Genomic DNA, 15,444 nt, shown 5'->3' on the forward strand with positions numbered 1-15,444 from the left:
CGGCGCGGCGGGGCGTCCGCATGCCAGACTGTGACTCGTGTTGCGCTGGCTTACCGCAGGTGAATCTCATGGTCCGGCGCTCGTCGCCCTGCTGGAGGGCGTGCCCGCCGGGGTGCGGGTGACGAGCGAGGACATCGGCCGTGATCTCGCCCGCCGCCGTCTGGGGTACGGCCGGGGCGCGCGGATGAAGTTCGAGCAGGACGTCGTCGAGATCATCGGCGGGGTCCGGCACGGCGTCACCCTCGGCAGCCCGGTCGCGATCCGGGTCGGCAACTCGGAGTGGCCGAAGTGGGAGACGGTGATGGCCGCCGACCCGGTCGACCCCGAGGAGCTCGCCGCGCAGGCCCGCAATGCGCCGCTGACCCGCCCCCGGCCCGGTCACGCCGACCTGGCCGGCATGCAGAAGTACGGCCACACCGACGCCCGGCCGATCCTCGAGCGCGCCAGCGCCCGGGAGACCGCGGCCCGCGTCGCCGTCGGCGTGGTGGGCAAGGCGCTCATCAAGCAGGCCCTGGGCATCGACGTCGTCTCGCACGTCATCGAGCTGGGTTCGGTCGCCGCGAAGGCCGGGCTGATCCCGTCGCCCGAGGACGCCGAGCGCATCGACGCCGACCCGCTGCGCTGCCTCGACCCGGAGGCCAGTGCGCGCATGGTGGCCGAGGTGGATGCGGCGAAGAAGGAGGCGGACACCCTCGGCGGCATCGTGGAGGTGCTTGCTTACGGCGTACCCCCGGGTCTGGGGTCGCATGTGCAGTGGGACCGCAAGCTGGACGCCCGGCTGGCCACCGCCCTGATGTCCATCCAGTCGGTGAAGGGGGTGGAGATCGGCGACGGCTTCACCCAGGCCCGGTCGCGCGGCTCGGTCGCGCATGACGAGATCGTCCCGACGCCCGAGGGCGTCAAGCGGGTCACCGACCGGGCGGGCGGCCTGGAGGGTGGGATCACCAACGGCGAGAACCTCCGGGTACGCGCGGCGCTGAAGCCGATCTCCTCGCTGAACCGGGCGTTGCAGACGGTGGACGTGACCACGGGCGAGCCGGCCACGGCGATCAACCAGCGCTCGGACGTCTGCGCGGTGCCGGCCGGCGCGGTGGTCGCCGAGGCGATGGTGGCTCTCGTGCTGGCCGAGGCGGCCACGGAGAAGTTCGGCGGCGACTCGGTCGCGGAGATCCGCCGTAACCTCGCCGGTTACCTCGACAGTCTGCTGATCCGCTGATGGCGCCGGCGGCCGTCCTGGTGGGCCCGCCCGGCGCCGGTAAGACGACGGTCGGGCAGGCCGTCGCGGCGCTGCTCGGCGTGCCGTTCGCCGACACCGACCATCTGGTCGAGGAGCGGGCGGGCAAACCCATCCCGGAGATCTTCTTCGACGACGGCGAGGACGAGTTCCGCCGCCTGGAGCGGGAGACGATCGCCGCGTCGCTCGGGTCGTTCGGCGGGGTGCTCGCGCTGGGCGGCGGGGCCATCCTCGACTCCGGCACCCGTGACGCGCTGCGCGCGCACACGGTGGTGTTCCTGTCGGTGGAGCTCTCCGACGCGGTCAAGCGGGTGGGGCTCGGCGCCGGCCGCCCGCTGCTGAGCGTCAATCCGCGGGCGACGCTGAAGTATCTGATGGACCAGCGCCGCCCGCTCTACGCATCGGTGGCCACGCACACGGTGAAGACCGACGGGCGCGAGCCCCAGGAGATCGCCGCGGAGCTCGCGGGACTGCTCAAGCCCGGCTGACCTCCAGCGCCTCGATGCGCTTGATCAACGGCGCCAGCTCCGCGCGTACGGCGGTCAGCACCTCCGGTGCGGGGGTGCTCGCGCGCAGGTGGGCGTAGCCGGCCGTCGCGGCGGCCACGGCGCGCCGGGTCGCGCGGGCGTCGGCTCCCACGTCTCGTAGGGCGCGGCCGCCCAGGCCGTCCGGCTCGGCGGCGAGACCGATGAGCAGGTGCTCGCACCCGACGTAGTTGTGGCCCAGCCCGGTCGCCTCCGTGGCGGCCAGCTCGACGGCGTTCGCGGCGGCGGCGCTGAACCGCAGCCCGGGGCCGTCGCTGCCGGGCTCGGCGCCGTCCGGCACGGTGATCGAGGCCGGGTCGATCTCCATCGCGCCGAGGATCTGCAGGGCCAGGTTGCCGCCCTCGGCGATCATTCCGTGCAGCAGATCCGCGCTGGTCACGGTCGATGCGCCGGTGGTGCGGGCCCGTTCGGTGGCCAGGGACAGCACGGTCACGGTCCGGGCGGTGAAGTGCGGGAGCCGGTTCGCCAGCTGCTCGGGATCCAGGTCGCCGAGCACCGTCTGGCGGATCGCGGAGATGCGGCGTACGGCCTGCTCCAGCGCGCGCTGACAGATAGCCGACACCGGTACGCCGGCATCTCGGACGGCGCCGGCCAGGTCATCGGGCAGGTACACGTTGATTTTCGGCATGCGGCCATGTAACCCCGTATGGGGTTAGCTGTCTATAACCCCATGTCGGCGCGACTAGCATCCTCAAGCGATGAACCACGTGACCCGAATCCCCGTGCCCGGCGAACGGCCGTACGACGTGCTGGTCGGCCGCGGCCTGCTGGGTGCCGTGCCGGGGCTGCTCGAGGGCGCCGTGCGCGCCGCGGTCCTGCACGCCCCGCCGCTGAAGCAGCGCGCCGAGGCCGTCGCCGAGGCACTGGAGGCCGCCGGCCTGCGCCCGCTGCCCATCGAGGTGCCCGACGCCGAGGCCGGCAAGACGGTGGAGGTCGCCGCCCGGTGCTGGGACGAGCTGGGGGCGGCCGGCTTCACGCGTACCGATGCGGTGGTGGGCGTCGGCGGGGGAGCGGTCACCGACCTTGCCGGTTACGTCGCGGCCAGCTGGTTGCGCGGAGTGCGCTGGGTGCCCGTCTCGTCGTCGCTGCTCGGCATGGTCGACGCCGCCGTCGGCGGCAAGACCGGCATCAACACCGCCGCGGGCAAGAACCTGGTGGGGGCGTTCCACCCGCCGGCCGGGGTGCTGTGCGACCTCGACCTGCTCGCCACGCTGCCGCACGACGACCTGGTCGCCGGGCTCGCCGAGGTCGTCAAGTGCGGCTTCATCGCCGACCCCGCCATCCTCGACCTGGTCGAGGGGGACCCCGCGGCGGCCGCCGACCCCGGCAGCGCCGTGCTGCGCGAGCTGGTCGAGCGGGCCATCCGGGTCAAGGCCCACGTCGTCGGCACCGACCTGCGCGAGTCCGGGCTGCGCGAGATCCTCAACTACGGCCACACGCTCGGCCACGCGATCGAGAAGCATGAACGGTACGGCTGGAAGCACGGTCACGCCGTCGCGGTCGGCCTGGCGTACGCGGCCGAGCTGGGCCGCCTCACCGGTCGCCTCGACGACGCCACCGCCGCCCGGCACCGCGCCGTGTTGTCGCTGCTCGGACTGCCGCAGTCGTACCGGGCCGACGCGTGGGACGACCTGCTCGCCGCCATGCGCGTGGACAAGAAGGCGCGGGCCGACACGCTGCGCTTCGTCGTCCTGGACGGCCTCGCGAAGCCGGGCATCCTCACGGTGTCCGACGAGTCGGTGCTGGCGCGGGCGTACGAGGCGGTGGCCGCGTGACCCGGGTGTATGTGCTCAACGGGCCCAACCTCGGACGGCTCGGCACCCGTCAGGTCGACGTCTACGGCGTCACCTCGTACGCCGACCTGGTGGGGCTGTGCGAGGAGGCCGGGAAGGAGCTCGGCCTGGACGTGGTGGTCCGGCAGACCGACGCCGAGCACGAGATGCTGGGCTGGCTGCACGCCGCCGCCGACGAGCAGGCGCCCGTGGTGCTCAACCCGGGTGCGTGGTCGCACTACTCGTACGCGGTCCGCGACGCCTGCGCGATCCTGCGCGCGCCGCTGGTGGAGGTGCACATCTCCAACATCCACGCCCGTGAGGAGTTCCGGCACCACTCAGTGGTGTCCGCGGTCGCCACCGGGGTGATCGCCGGCCTCGGCGTCGACGGCTACCGCCTCGCCCTGCGGCACGTCGCGGGACGGCTCTGACCCGATTCGCCGGGTGACGTCGCGCGCCGGTAAACTCCAGCGGTCACCTCTACGTTTCAAGATCAAGGCAGGACATGGCTTCCACCAACGACCTGAAGAACGGCCTCGTGCTCAACCTCGACGGCGAGCTGTGGGCCGTGGTCGAGTTCCAGCACGTCAAGCCGGGCAAGGGTGGGGCGTTCGTGCGCACCACGCTCAAGAACGTCCTCTCCGGCAAGGTCGTGGACAAGACCTTCAACGCCGGCACCAAGGTCGACACCGCGACGGTCGACAAGCGCACGATGCAGTACCTGTACCAGGACGGTGAGGACTTCGTCTTCATGGACCTGGACACGTTCGACCAGATCACGGTGCCCGGCGGCACGGTCGGCGAGGCGGCCAACTACCTGCTCCCCGAGGCCGAGGCCACGGTGGCGACCCACGAGGGCGTCCCGCTCTACATCGAGCTGCCCACCAGCGTGTTCCTCGAGGTGACCTACACCGAGCCGGGCCTGCAGGGCGACCGCTCGACCGGCGGCACCAAGCCGGCCACCGTGGAGACCGGCGCGACGGTGCAGGTCCCGCTCTTCATCACCACCGGCGAGAAGATCAAGGTCGACACCCGCGACGGCCGTTACCTCGGCCGCAGCTGATGGCCGAGGGCCCCAAGACGCAGATGCCTGCGCGCCGTAAGGCGCGCAAGCGCGCGCTCGACGTCCTCTACGAGGCCGACCTGCGCGACCTGCCGCCGAGCCAGGTCCTCGCCACCTACCTGGACCGGATCGCCAAGCCTCACCCCGAGCACCTGGACTACACGGTCGGCCTGGTCGAAGGGGTCGCCAAGCACCTGGACCGGATCGACGAGTTGATCGCCAGCTACGCCGAGGGCTGGACCCTGGAACGCATGCCGGTGGTGGACCGCAACCTGGCCCGCATCGCGGTGTACGAGCTGCTCTACCTGCCGGAGATCGACGACCCGGTCGCGATCACCGAAGCGGTCGAGCTCGCCAAGCAGATGTCCACGGACGACAGCCCGCGCTTCCTCAACGGCATCCTCGGCCGCATCGCCGAGTTCGCCACCCGCTGAACGCGCACGCAAAAGCCCGCATCGCATCGCGATGCGGGCTTTCTGTTAACCGGCCTGCCCACCACCTGGTGTAACCGCGACCAGGGTCGGATCGCGCCCGTCGTTGTCGAGGGCGCCGAAACGGTGTCCTCGACAACGACCTCTCGCGGCGCGAGCCCGCCGAGCGGCAGTTAAGGCCGAATCAACTCGCGAAGAAGGCCCGGGGGTCGGCTACGAGGACGCCGGCCTCGGTCAGGCGCTCGATCAAGCCCGACGGGGAGATGTCGTACACGATCGCGAGGGCGCGCAGGTCGTCCGCGCGGATCGAGAGGACGCGGCCGTTGTAGTCGCCGCGCTGCTGCTGGATGGCCCGGGCGTAGCGCGCGACGTAGGCCAGGTCCTCGCCGGCCGCGTCGTACAGCTTCTCCAGGTCCAGCACGATCTTGTTGGTGGCCTCGAGCCGGACACCGCTGCCGTCGGGCAGCAGCTCCGAGACGGGCACGCGGTAGAAGTCGGCCAGTTCGGCCAGACGCGAGACGGTGACGGCACGGTCGCCGCGCTCGTACGAGCCCACCACGACGGCTTTCCAGCGGCCGTTCGACTTCTCTTCCACGCCCTGCAGGGACAGGCCCTGCTGCTGGCGGATGGAGCGCAGGCGGGCGCCCAACGACTTGGCGTACTCAGACGGCATTCGGACACTCCAGTACTGTGCTGGCCCGGAGGGTTCTTCCTCCGGATCGCTACGCTGCGTGACGGTACGGAGTTTGCAAGCCCTGGTCAAGTGTCGGTTACCGATGAGTCGCTGAGCCAGGAGGGGACTTGCCCGCATTCGTCCGTCTGGTCCGTGGGTCGGCCACGTCACCATGGTCATCGCCGCGCTCACTGGTAACGTAGCGTCAGCCATCGGGCGGCCCCGGACCGGGGTCGGCCGACCGACATCCTTTAACGACCCGTCCCGTGAGGCGGGGAAGGAGGTCAGCCGTGGCATACCCACGCGCCGACACAGGGTCCACCAAGATCATTCTTTCGGGGTCCGACCTGCAACGGGTCGTCGACCGGATCGCCCACCAGATCCTCGAGAAGACGTCCGGCGCCACGGACACCGTCCTGCTCGGCATCCCGACCCGCGGCGTCCCGCTGGCGCGCCGCCTCGCCTCCCGGATCCACGCCTTCGAAGGCATCGACATCCCGGTGGGCGCTCTCGACATCACGCTCTACCGCGACGACCTGCGGCTGCACGCCACGCGGGCGCTGGGGAAGACCGACATCCCCGGCGGCGGCCTCGACGGGCGCCGCGTGATCCTCGTCGACGACGTGCTCTTCTCCGGGCGCACGGTGCGGGCCGCGCTGGACGCGCTCAGCGACGTCGGCCGGCCCAGCTCGGTGCAGCTCGCCGTCCTGGTCGACCGCGGGCATCGCGAGCTGCCGATCCGGGCCGACTACGTCGGCAAGAACATCCCCACCGCGCTGGCCGAGAAGGTGCGCGTGTCGCTGGCCGAGATCGACGACGGCGTCGACGAGGTCAAGCTGTACGGAGGAGCCGCATGATCAAGCACCTGCGTTCCGCCGCGGACCTGGACGCGGACACCGCCACGCTGATCCTCGACACCGCCGCCGAGATGGCAGCCCTGGCCGGCCGCGAGGTCAAGAAGCTGCCGACCCTGCGCGGGCGTACGGTCGTGAACCTCTTCTACGAGGACTCCACGCGTACCCGGATCTCGTTCGAGGCCGCTGCCAAGCGGCTCTCCGCGGACGTCATCAACTTCTCCGCGAAGGGCTCCAGCGTCTCGAAGGGCGAGAGCCTCAAGGACACGGCGCTGACCCTGCAGGCGATGGGGGCCGACGCGGTCGTGATCCGGCACCCGGCCTCGGGCGCACCGCACCGGCTCGCGTCCTGGGTGGACGGTTCGGTGATCAACGCCGGTGACGGCACTCACGAGCATCCGACGCAGGCGCTGCTGGACGCGTACACGATGCGCTCCAGGCTCGGGAAGATCGACGGCCTGACCGTCGCGATCGTGGGTGACGTCCTTCACAGCCGGGTCGCGCGCTCCAACGTTCTGCTGCTCAGCACCCTCGGCGCCAAGGTCACCCTGGTCGGCCCGCCGACCCTCATCCCGGTCGACATCGCCGCGGCGCTCTCGCCGCAAACGAAAGTATCGTACGACCTCGATAGCGTCCTGCCCGAGATGGACGTGGTGATGATGTTGCGGGTGCAGACAGAGCGGATGCAGGACTCTTACTTCCCCTCCGCGCGGGAATACAGCCGCCGCTACGGACTCGACGCTCCGCGCATGAGGAAGCTGCCGGAGCACGCGATCGTCATGCACCCGGGTCCGATGAACCGGGGCATGGAGATCGCGCCCGAGGTGGCCGACTCGTCGCGCTCCACGATCGTCGAACAGGTCGCCAACGGCGTCAGCGCCCGGATGGCGGTTCTCTACCTCTTGCTGGGAGGCAAGGCGTGACCTCGTACCTGATCAAGGGTGTCTCCGTCCTGGGCGGCGCCCCGACCGACCTGCTGATCCGCGACGGGGTGATCGCCGAGGGCGGCGGCAAGGCCGACGAGACGATCGACGCCGAGGGCCTGGTCGCGCTGCCCGGGCTGGTCGACCTGCACACGCACCTGCGCGAGCCCGGCCGCGAGGACGCCGAGACGGTCGAGACGGGCTCGCGCGCGGCGGCCCTGGGCGGCTACACCGCGGTCTTCGCGATGGCGAACACCTCGCCGGTCGCCGACACCGCCGGCGTCGTCGAGCAGGTGTGGCGGCTCGGTCGCGAGGCCGGCCTGGTGGACGTGCAGCCGATCGGCGCCGTCACCGTCGGGCTGGCCGGCAAGCAGCTCGCGGAGCTCGGTGCGATGGCGACCTCGGCTGCGAACGTGCGGATCTTCTCCGACGACGGCCACTGCGTCGCCGACCCGCGCCTCATGCGCCGCGCCCTCGAGTACGTGAAGGCGTTCGACGGCATCATCGCCCAGCATGCCGAGGAGCCGCGGCTCACCGAGGGCGCCCAGATGCACGAGGGCGAGGTGTCGACGCGGCTGGGTCTCACCGGCTGGCCCGCGGTCGCCGAGGAGGCGATCATCGCGCGGGACGTGCTCCTCGCCGAGCACGTCGGCAGCCGCCTGCACGTCTGCCACGTCTCGACGGCCGGCTCGGTCGAGGTGCTGCGGCACGCCAAGGCCCGGGGCGTGCGGGTGACCGCCGAGGTGACGCCGCACCACCTGCTGCTCACCGACGAGCTCGCCGCCAGCTACGACCCGGTCTACAAGGTCAACCCGCCGCTGCGCACCGAAGCCGACGTGCGGGCGCTGCGGCAGGCCCTCGTCGACGGGGTGATCGACATCGTCGCCACCGACCACGCCCCGCACGCCGTGGAGGACAAGGAGTGCGAATGGGCGTACGCGCGCCCCGGCATGGTCGGCCTCGAGACCGCCCTGCCGGTCGTCCTCAGTGTCCTCGGTGAGCAGTGGGAGCTGATCGCCGAGCGCATGTCGCGGGCCCCGGCCCGGATCGCGGGCCTCACCGGGCACGGCACCGACCTCTCGGCCGGCTCGCCGGCCAACCTCACGCTGGTGGACCCGTCCGCCCGCCGGGTCGTGGACCCGGCGGAGCTGGCGAGCCGCAGCCGCAACACACCGTACGCGGGCACCACCCTGCCGGGTCGCATCGTCGCGACCTTCCTCCGGGGAGAGCCGACAGTCCTGGACGGGAAGGCCGTCAAGTGAAACCAGCCATTCTTGTGCTCGAAGACGGGCGCACTTTCAGCGGAACGTCATACGGCGCCGAGGGGGAGACCTTCGGCGAGGCCGTGTTCACCACCGGCATGACCGGTTACCAGGAGACGCTCACCGACCCCTCGTACCACCGCCAGGTGGTGATCCAGACAGCGCCGCAGATCGGGAACACCGGCGTCAACGACGAGGACGACGAGTCCAGCAGGATCTGGGTCGCCGGCTACGTCGTCCGCGACCCGGCACGCCGGCCCTCCAACTGGCGCGCCACCGGTGACCTGGGGGAGCGGCTCGCCGCCGAGGGCGTGGTCGGCATCAGCGGCGTCGACACCCGCGCCCTGACCCGGCACCTGCGCTCGCGCGGTGCCATGCGGGTCGGCATCTCGACGGTCGACCTCGACCCGGCCTCGCTGCTGCAGCGGGTCAAGGCGGCTCCCGAGATGCTCGGCGCCGACCTGTCCACCGAGGTCACCACCGGTGAGCGCTACACCGTCGAGGCGGTCGGCGAGCACCGCTACACGGTCGCCGCCCTCGACCTCGGCATCAAGCGCAACGTCTCGCGCCGGCTGGCCGAGCGGGGCGTTACCATGCACGTCTTCCCCGCCACGTCGTCCATCGAGGACCTGCTCGCGGTCGGCCCCGATGCGGTCTTCCTCTCGCCGGGCCCGGGTGACCCGGCTACCGCGGACGGGCCGGTCTCGCTGGCCCGCGCCGTGCTGTCGCGCCGGGTGCCGCTGTTCGGCATCTGCTTCGGCAGCCAGATCCTGGGCCGGGCGCTCGGCTTCGGCACCTACAAACTCGGGTACGGCCACCGCGGCATCAACCAGCCGGTGTTCGACAAGACCACCGGCAAGGTCGAGGTGACCAGCCACAACCACGGGTTCGCGGTCGACGCGCCGCTCAACACCGTGATCGACACCGACTTCGGCGGGGTCGAGGTCTCGCACGTCTGCCTCAACGACAACGTGGTCGAGGGCTTGCGGGCGCTCGAGGTGCCCGCTTTCACCGTCCAGTACCACCCCGAGGCGGCCGCGGGCCCGCACGACGCGGACTACCTGTTCGACCGGTTCGTGGAGCTCGTCGAGAAGGTGGATGCCTGATGCCGAAGCGCACTGATCTGCAGCACGTCATGGTGATCGGCTCCGGCCCGATCGTCATCGGCCAGGCCTGCGAGTTCGACTACTCCGGCACCCAGGCGTGCCGGGTCCTGCGCGCCGAGGGGCTGCGCGTCTCGCTGGTCAACTCCAACCCGGCGACGATCATGACGGACCCCGAGTTCGCCGACGCCACGTACGTCGAGCCGATCACCCCGGAGTTCGTCGAGCTGGTCATCGCCAAGGAGCGCCCCGACGCGATCCTGCCCACGCTGGGCGGCCAGACCGCGCTCAACACGGCGGTCGCCCTGCACGAGAACGGCGTGCTGGACAAGTACGGCGTCGAGCTCATCGGCGCCAACATCGACGCGATCCGCCGCGGCGAGGACCGGCAGCTGTTCAAGGACATCGTCGCCAAGGCCGGCGGCGAGACCCCGCGCAGCCGGGTCTGCCACTCGATGGACGAGGTCAAGGCAACGGTCGCCGAGCTCGGCCTGCCGGTCGTCATCCGGCCGTCGTTCACCATGGGCGGCCTCGGCTCCGGCATGGCGCACACCGACGAGGACCTGGAGCGCATCGCGGGCGCCGGCCTCGCCGCCTCCCCGGTGCACGAGGTTCTCATCGAGGAGAGCGTGCTCGGCTGGAAGGAGTACGAGCTCGAGCTGATGCGCGACAGGAACGACAACGTCGTGGTCGTCTGCTCGATCGAGAACCTCGACCCGATGGGCGTGCACACCGGCGACAGCGTCACCGTGGCGCCGGCCATGACGCTCACCGACCGTGAGTACCAGCGCCTGCGCGACCTGGGCATCGCGGTGCTGCGCGAGGTCGGCGTCGACACCGGCGGCTGCAACATCCAGTTCGCGATCAACCCGGACAACGGGCGCCTGGTCGTCATCGAGATGAACCCGCGGGTCTCGCGCTCGTCGGCGCTGGCCTCCAAGGCCACCGGCTTCCCGATCGCGAAGATCGCGGCGAAGCTCGCCATCGGTTACACGCTCGACGAGATCCCGAACGACATCACGCTCAAGACGCCCGCCGCCTTCGAGCCCGCGCTGGACTACGTGGTCGTGAAGATCCCGCGGTTCGCCTTCGAGAAGTTCCCCGCCGCCGACGGCGAGCTGACCACCACGATGAAGTCGGTCGGCGAGGCGATGAGCCTGGGCCGCAACTTCGCCGAGGCGCTCAACAAGGCGATGCGCTCGATGGAGACCAAGGCCGCCGGCTTCTGGACGGCGCCGTCCTTCACCGACCGCGACGAGGCGCTGGCGGCGTTGCGTGTCCCGCACGACGGCCGCCTCTACACCGTCGAGGCCGCGCTGCGCCTCGGTGCGACGGTCGAGCAGGTGCACGAGGCGAGCGGCCGGATCGACCCCTGGTTCCTCGACGAGATCAAGGCCCTGGTGGACCTGCGCGAGGAGATCCTCGCGGCGCCGGTGCTCGACGAGGCCCTGCTGCGCCGGGCCAAGCGGTCCGGGCTCTCCGACCGTCAGCTCGCCGCACTGCGCCCCGAGCTGGCCGGCGAGGACGGCGTACGCTCGCTGCGCCACCGGCTGGGGATCCGGCCGGTGTACAAGACCGTGGACACCTGCGCGGCCGAGTTCGAGGCGCAGACGCCGTACCACTACTCGTCGTACGACGAGGAGACCGAGGTAGCGCCCTCGGACCGGCCCAAGGTGCTCATCCTGGGCTCCGGCCCCAACCGCATCGGCCAGGGCATCGAGTTCGACTACTCGTGCGTGCACGCGGTCATGGCGCTCAAGGGCCAGCACGAGACCGTCATGGTCAACTGCAACCCGGAGACCGTCTCCACCGACTACGACACCGCCGACCGGCTCTACTTCGAGCCGCTGACCTTCGAGGACGTGCTGGAGGTCTTCCACTCCGAGGACGCGTCCGGCAAGGCCGCGGGCGGTCCGGGCGTCGTCGGCGTGATCGTGCAGCTCGGCGGCCAGACCCCGCTCGGCCTCGCCCGGCGGCTCAAGGCGGCCGGGGTACCGATCGTCGGCACGTCGCCCGAGTCGATCGACCTCGCCGAGGACCGCGGAGCGTTCGGCGCGGTGCTCGCCAAGGCGGGGCTGCGCTCGCCCGCCCACGGCACGGCGACCTCCTTCGAGGAGGCCAAGGCGATCGCCGACGAGATCGGCTACCCGGTCCTGGTCCGGCCGTCGTACGTGCTCGGCGGCCGCGGCATGGAGATCGTGTACGACGAGCCGACGCTGGCCGACTACATCGCCCGCGCCACCGAGATCTCGCCGGACCACCCGGTCCTGGTCGACAGCTTCCTCGACGACGCGATCGAGATCGACGTCGACGCGCTCTGCGACGCCACCGGCGAGGTGTACATCGGTGGCGTCATGGAGCACATCGAGGAGGCCGGCATCCACTCCGGCGACTCCTCCTGCTCGCTGCCGCCGGTCACCCTGGCCGGCTCGCACCTGGCCGAGGTACGCCGCTACACCGAGGCGATCGCCCGCGGCGTCGGAGTGCGTGGCCTGCTCAACGTCCAGTACGCGCTCAAGGACGACGCGCTGTACGTCCTCGAGGCCAACCCGCGCGCCTCGCGGACCGTGCCGTTCGTCTCCAAGGCCACCGCGGTGCCGCTGGCCAAGGCGGCCGCGCGGATCATGCTCGGCGCCACGGTCAAGGAGCTGCGCGACGAGGGTGTGCTGCTGCGCACCCGGGACGGCGGGGATACCCCGGCGAACGCGCCCATCGCCATCAAGGAGGCGGTGCTGCCCTTCAAGCGGTTCCGCACCCCGGCCGGCAAGGGCGTGGACAGCCTGCTCGGCCCCGAGATGAAGTCGACCGGCGAGGTCATGGGCATCGACCCCGGCTTCGGCCCGGCGTTCGCCAAGTCGCAGGCGGCCGCCTACGGTTCGCTGCCGACCAGCGGCAAGGTCTTCGTCTCCGTGGCCAACCGCGACAAGCGCTCGATGATCTTCCCGATCAAGCGCCTCGCCGACCTGGGCTTCGCCATCGTCACGACCGCGGGGACGGGCGAGGTGCTGCGCCGGCACGGCATCGAGTGCGAGATCGTGCCGAAGCACTTCGAGAGCCCGGGCCGCAACGCGGTGGCGCTGATCGGCGCGGGCGAGATCGCGCTGATCATCAACACCCCGCAGGGCTCCGGGGCGAGTGCCCGCTCGGACGGCTACGAGATCCGCAGCGCGGCGGTCACGTACGACATCCCGAGCATCACGACGGTGCCGGGTGCGGCCGCCGCGGTGATGGGCATCGAGGCGCTCATGCGCGGCGACATGTCCGTACGCCCGCTGCAGGAGCTGCACGCCGCGCTGCGGGAGACCGAGTGACGATCTTCGAGACCGCCGTCCGCCCGGTGCTGTTCCGGGTGGGCGGCGGCGACGCGGAGAAGGCACACGAGTTCACCCTGCACCGGCTCGCCGGGCTCGGTGCCGGCACCCGCGCCCTGCTGCGCCGCCGGTACGCGGTCAGCTCCCCGGTCGAGGTCTTCGGCGTCCGCTTCCCCAACCCGGTCGGGCTGGCCGCGGGAATGGACAAGAACGGGGTGGCGCTGCCCGCGTGGCCGGCGCTCGGATTCGGCTTCGTCGAGGTCGGCACGGTCACCGCCAAGGCGCAGCCCGGCAACGACAAGCCCCGGTTGTTCCGGCTGCGCGACAGCGAGGCCGTGATCAACCGGATGGGCTTCAACAACGCGGGTGCGGCGGCGCTCGCCGAGCGGCTGCAGGCGCTGGGCCCGCTGGGGATCCCGCTCGGGATCTCGCTCGGCAAGTCCAAGGTGACGCCGCTCGAGGAGGCGGTCCAGGACTACCTGACCTCGTACGAGCTGCTCCACCCGTACGCGGACTACATCGCGGTCAACGTGTCGTCGCCGAACACGCCCGGCCTGCGGACGCTGCAGGACAAGTCGGCGATCGCCGCGCTGCTCGGGGCGCTCGTCGGCAAGACGCCGGTGCTCGTGAAGATCGCCCCCGACCTGTCCGAGTCCGCCATCGCCGAGCTGCTCGAGGTCTGTCTCGCGTACGGGGCCGCCGGGGTGATCGCCACCAACACGACGCTGAGCCGCGACGGGCTCGCCGCGGGTGACCAGCCGCGGGCCGCCGAGGCCGGCGGGCTGTCCGGGCGGCCGCTCACCGAGCGCGCGCGCAAGATCGTCCACTTCGTCCACGAGGAGACCGGCGGGCGGCTGCCGATCATCGGGGTGGGCGGCATCGTGGAGGCAGACGACGCCGCCCGGATGTTCGACGCGGGCGCCTCGCTGGTCCAGCTCTACACCGGGTTCATCTACCGGGGCCCGGCGCTGGTCAGGGCGGCGGCCCGGGCCCGCAGATGAACCTCCTGGCGCTCGACCGGGCGCACGTCTGGCATCCGTACGGACCCATGCCCGGCCGCTCGGAGCCATACGTCGTCCAGAGCGCCGAAGGGGTGCGGCTCAAGCTGGACGACGGCCGGGAGCTGGTCGACGGCATGTCGTCGTGGTGGGCGGCCATCCACGGCTACCGCCACCCCGTCCTCGACGCCGCGCTCGCGGACCAGGCGGGCCGGATGAGCCACGTGATGTTCGGCGGCCTGACCCACGCCCCCGCGGTCGAGCTCTGCCGCACGCTGGTGGAGCTCACCCCGGAAGGGCTGGAGCACGTCTTCCTCGCCGACTCCGGCTCGGTCGGGGTCGAGGTGGCGATAAAGATGGCGCTGCAGGCTCAGCTGGCCGGCGGTCGTCCCGGCCGGCGCCGCCTCGCCACCTGGCGGGGCGGCTACCACGGCGACACGTTCCACCCGATGAGCGTCTGCGACCCGGTCGGCGGCATGCACTCGCTGTGGACCGGCGTCCTGCCCGCGCAGGTCTTCGCGGGGCCGCCGCCCGCCGCTTACGACGAGGCGTACGCCGCGGAGCTCGCGGAGACGGTGGTCCGGCACGCGGACGAGCTCGCCGCGGTGATCGTGGAGCCGGTCGTGCAGGGTGCCGGCGGGATGCGGTTCCACCACCCGGGCTACCTGCGGGTGCTGCGGGAGGTGACCGAGGCGCACGGCGTACTGCTGATCTTCGACGAGATCGCGACGGGCTTCGGGCGTACCGGGGAGCTGTTCGCCGCCGGCCACGCCGGGGTGACGCCGGACATCATGTGCCTCGGCAAGGCCCTGACCGGGGGTTATCTGACCCTTGCCGCGACGCTGTGCACCACCGCCGTCGCCCGGGCCGTCAGCTCCAGCAGCGCCGGCGGGCTGGCACACGGCCCTACGTTCATGGGCAACCCGCTCGCCTGTGCCGTCGCCAACGCCTCCATCGGCCTCCTGACGGCCGCGGACTGGCAGGGCCGGGTGCGGGGCATCGAACGGGCCCTCTCCGCAGGCCTGGAGCCGCTCAGGGGCGCTCCCGGCGTCGCTGACGTGCGGGTCCTGGGCGCGATCGGGGTCGTCCAGCTCGACCACGACGTCGACCTGCCGAAAGCGACCGCAGCGGCCGTGGACGCCGGCGTGTGGCTGCGGCCGTTCCGCGACCTCATCTACACCATGCCGCCATACGTGACGGGCGACGCCGACGTCGCCCTCATTACCCGGGGAATCGCCGCGGCGGTGTCCGCCACCTGACAGAAAGGGAATCACC

At 71.5% G+C, this 15,444-nt stretch carries 15 protein-coding genes; 13 read left to right on the forward strand and 2 right to left on the reverse strand.

The annotated features are described in order from the left end of the window. Positions 1-37 precede the first annotated feature (37 nt). Together aroC and AB0J80_RS16835 are read left to right on the forward strand one after the other, a co-directional pair. Positions 38-1,216 carry a chorismate synthase gene (aroC, locus tag AB0J80_RS16830; RefSeq protein ID WP_364705485.1) on the forward strand — a complete coding sequence of 393 codons (1,179 nt, stop codon included), beginning with the start codon at positions 38-40 and terminating at the stop codon, positions 1,214-1,216. Further along, positions 1,216-1,722: a shikimate kinase gene (locus AB0J80_RS16835; protein WP_364705486.1), complete on the forward strand. Its 507-nt coding sequence runs from the start codon at positions 1,216-1,218 to the stop codon at positions 1,720-1,722. The genes aroC and AB0J80_RS16835 overlap by 1 nt, the downstream gene beginning before the upstream one ends. On the opposite strand, the gene AB0J80_RS16840 is transcribed toward AB0J80_RS16835, so the two are convergent. Continuing rightward, positions 1,709-2,407, reverse strand: coding sequence for a Clp protease N-terminal domain-containing protein (locus AB0J80_RS16840; RefSeq protein WP_364705487.1), 699 nt, complete (start codon positions 2,405-2,407; stop codon positions 1,709-1,711). The two genes, AB0J80_RS16835 and AB0J80_RS16840, sit on opposite strands and share 14 nt — an antisense overlap. 70 nt (positions 2,408-2,477) lie before the next feature. Here AB0J80_RS16840 and aroB point away from each other — a divergent pair, with 70 nt between their 5' ends. From aroB to nusB, 4 genes are all read left to right on the forward strand, one after another. After that, a complete protein-coding gene (aroB, locus tag AB0J80_RS16845) occupies positions 2,478-3,554 on the forward strand; it encodes a 3-dehydroquinate synthase (RefSeq protein ID WP_364705488.1) in 1,077 nt (358 codons plus the stop codon). Then, positions 3,551-3,982 (forward strand): type II 3-dehydroquinate dehydratase, encoded by a 432-nt coding sequence (aroQ, locus tag AB0J80_RS16850; protein WP_364705489.1) that lies wholly within the window; start codon positions 3,551-3,553, stop codon positions 3,980-3,982. The genes aroB and aroQ overlap by 4 nt, the downstream gene beginning before the upstream one ends. A gap of 74 nt (positions 3,983-4,056) precedes the next feature. Beyond that, a complete protein-coding gene (efp, locus tag AB0J80_RS16855) occupies positions 4,057-4,614 on the forward strand; it encodes an elongation factor P (protein ID WP_249612403.1) in 558 nt (185 codons plus the stop codon). A gap of 23 nt (positions 4,615-4,637) precedes the next feature. Next, positions 4,638-5,048 (forward strand): transcription antitermination factor NusB, encoded by a 411-nt coding sequence (nusB, locus tag AB0J80_RS16860; protein WP_364705490.1) that lies wholly within the window; start codon positions 4,638-4,640, stop codon positions 5,046-5,048. A gap of 181 nt (positions 5,049-5,229) precedes the next feature. Here the strand turns inward: nusB and AB0J80_RS16865 are convergent, their stop codons facing one another. Next, entirely contained in the window at positions 5,230-5,718 is a 489-nt protein-coding gene (locus AB0J80_RS16865; protein WP_071807762.1) for a transcriptional regulator, read from the reverse strand. A 290-nt stretch (positions 5,719-6,008) separates the two neighbouring features. Here AB0J80_RS16865 and pyrR point away from each other — a divergent pair, with 290 nt between their 5' ends. From pyrR to AB0J80_RS16900, 7 genes are read left to right on the forward strand one after another with little or no spacing between them, the layout of a single operon-like run. Next, entirely contained in the window at positions 6,009-6,575 is a 567-nt protein-coding gene (pyrR, locus tag AB0J80_RS16870) for a bifunctional pyr operon transcriptional regulator/uracil phosphoribosyltransferase PyrR (protein WP_364705491.1), read from the forward strand. Next, entirely contained in the window at positions 6,572-7,495 is a 924-nt protein-coding gene (locus AB0J80_RS16875; RefSeq protein ID WP_364705492.1) for an aspartate carbamoyltransferase catalytic subunit, read from the forward strand. Before pyrR ends, AB0J80_RS16875 begins: the two co-directional genes overlap by 4 nt. Further along, positions 7,492-8,757, forward strand: coding sequence for a dihydroorotase (locus tag AB0J80_RS16880; protein ID WP_364705493.1), 1,266 nt, complete (start codon positions 7,492-7,494; stop codon positions 8,755-8,757). Before AB0J80_RS16875 ends, AB0J80_RS16880 begins: the two co-directional genes overlap by 4 nt. Then, positions 8,754-9,863, forward strand: coding sequence for a glutamine-hydrolyzing carbamoyl-phosphate synthase small subunit (gene carA, locus AB0J80_RS16885; protein ID WP_364705495.1), 1,110 nt, complete (start codon positions 8,754-8,756; stop codon positions 9,861-9,863). The genes AB0J80_RS16880 and carA overlap by 4 nt, the downstream gene beginning before the upstream one ends. Continuing rightward, the gene (gene carB / locus AB0J80_RS16890; protein WP_364705497.1) at positions 9,863-13,171 is read left to right on the forward strand and encodes a carbamoyl-phosphate synthase large subunit; all 3,309 of its coding nucleotides are present in this window, start codon (positions 9,863-9,865) and stop codon (positions 13,169-13,171) included. The genes carA and carB overlap by 1 nt, the downstream gene beginning before the upstream one ends. Then, on the forward strand, positions 13,168-14,172 hold the full coding sequence (locus AB0J80_RS16895) for a quinone-dependent dihydroorotate dehydrogenase (protein ID WP_364705499.1): 1,005 nt from the start codon (positions 13,168-13,170) through the stop codon (positions 14,170-14,172). Before carB ends, AB0J80_RS16895 begins: the two co-directional genes overlap by 4 nt. Then, entirely contained in the window at positions 14,169-15,428 is a 1,260-nt protein-coding gene (locus AB0J80_RS16900; RefSeq protein ID WP_364705500.1) for an adenosylmethionine--8-amino-7-oxononanoate transaminase, read from the forward strand. Before AB0J80_RS16895 ends, AB0J80_RS16900 begins: the two co-directional genes overlap by 4 nt. Positions 15,429-15,444: the final 16 nt, after the last annotated feature.

The sequence above is a fragment of the Actinoplanes sp. NPDC049548 genome (genome assembly GCF_040676695.1).
GTDB lineage: Bacteria > Actinomycetota > Actinomycetes > Mycobacteriales > Micromonosporaceae > Actinoplanes.

What these genes read in the sequence shown, in the direction of transcription:
- AB0J80_RS16835 (WP_364705486.1), top strand. Translation starts at nt 1,216, where the DNA reads ATGGCGCCGGCGGCCGTCCTGGTGGGCCCGCCCGGCGCCGGTAAGACG.
- AB0J80_RS16840 (WP_364705487.1), bottom strand. Translation starts at nt 2,407, where the DNA reads ATGCCGAAAATCAACGTGTACCTGCCCGATGACCTGGCCGGCGCCGTC.
- aroB (WP_364705488.1), top strand. Translation starts at nt 2,478, where the DNA reads ATGAACCACGTGACCCGAATCCCCGTGCCCGGCGAACGGCCGTACGAC.
- efp (WP_249612403.1), top strand. Translation starts at nt 4,057, where the DNA reads ATGGCTTCCACCAACGACCTGAAGAACGGCCTCGTGCTCAACCTCGAC.
- nusB (WP_364705490.1), top strand. Translation starts at nt 4,638, where the DNA reads ATGCCTGCGCGCCGTAAGGCGCGCAAGCGCGCGCTCGACGTCCTCTAC.
- AB0J80_RS16865 (WP_071807762.1), bottom strand. Translation starts at nt 5,718, where the DNA reads ATGCCGTCTGAGTACGCCAAGTCGTTGGGCGCCCGCCTGCGCTCCATC.
- AB0J80_RS16875 (WP_364705492.1), top strand. Translation starts at nt 6,572, where the DNA reads ATGATCAAGCACCTGCGTTCCGCCGCGGACCTGGACGCGGACACCGCC.
- carB (WP_364705497.1), top strand. Translation starts at nt 9,863, where the DNA reads ATGCCGAAGCGCACTGATCTGCAGCACGTCATGGTGATCGGCTCCGGC.
- AB0J80_RS16900 (WP_364705500.1), top strand. Translation starts at nt 14,169, where the DNA reads ATGAACCTCCTGGCGCTCGACCGGGCGCACGTCTGGCATCCGTACGGA.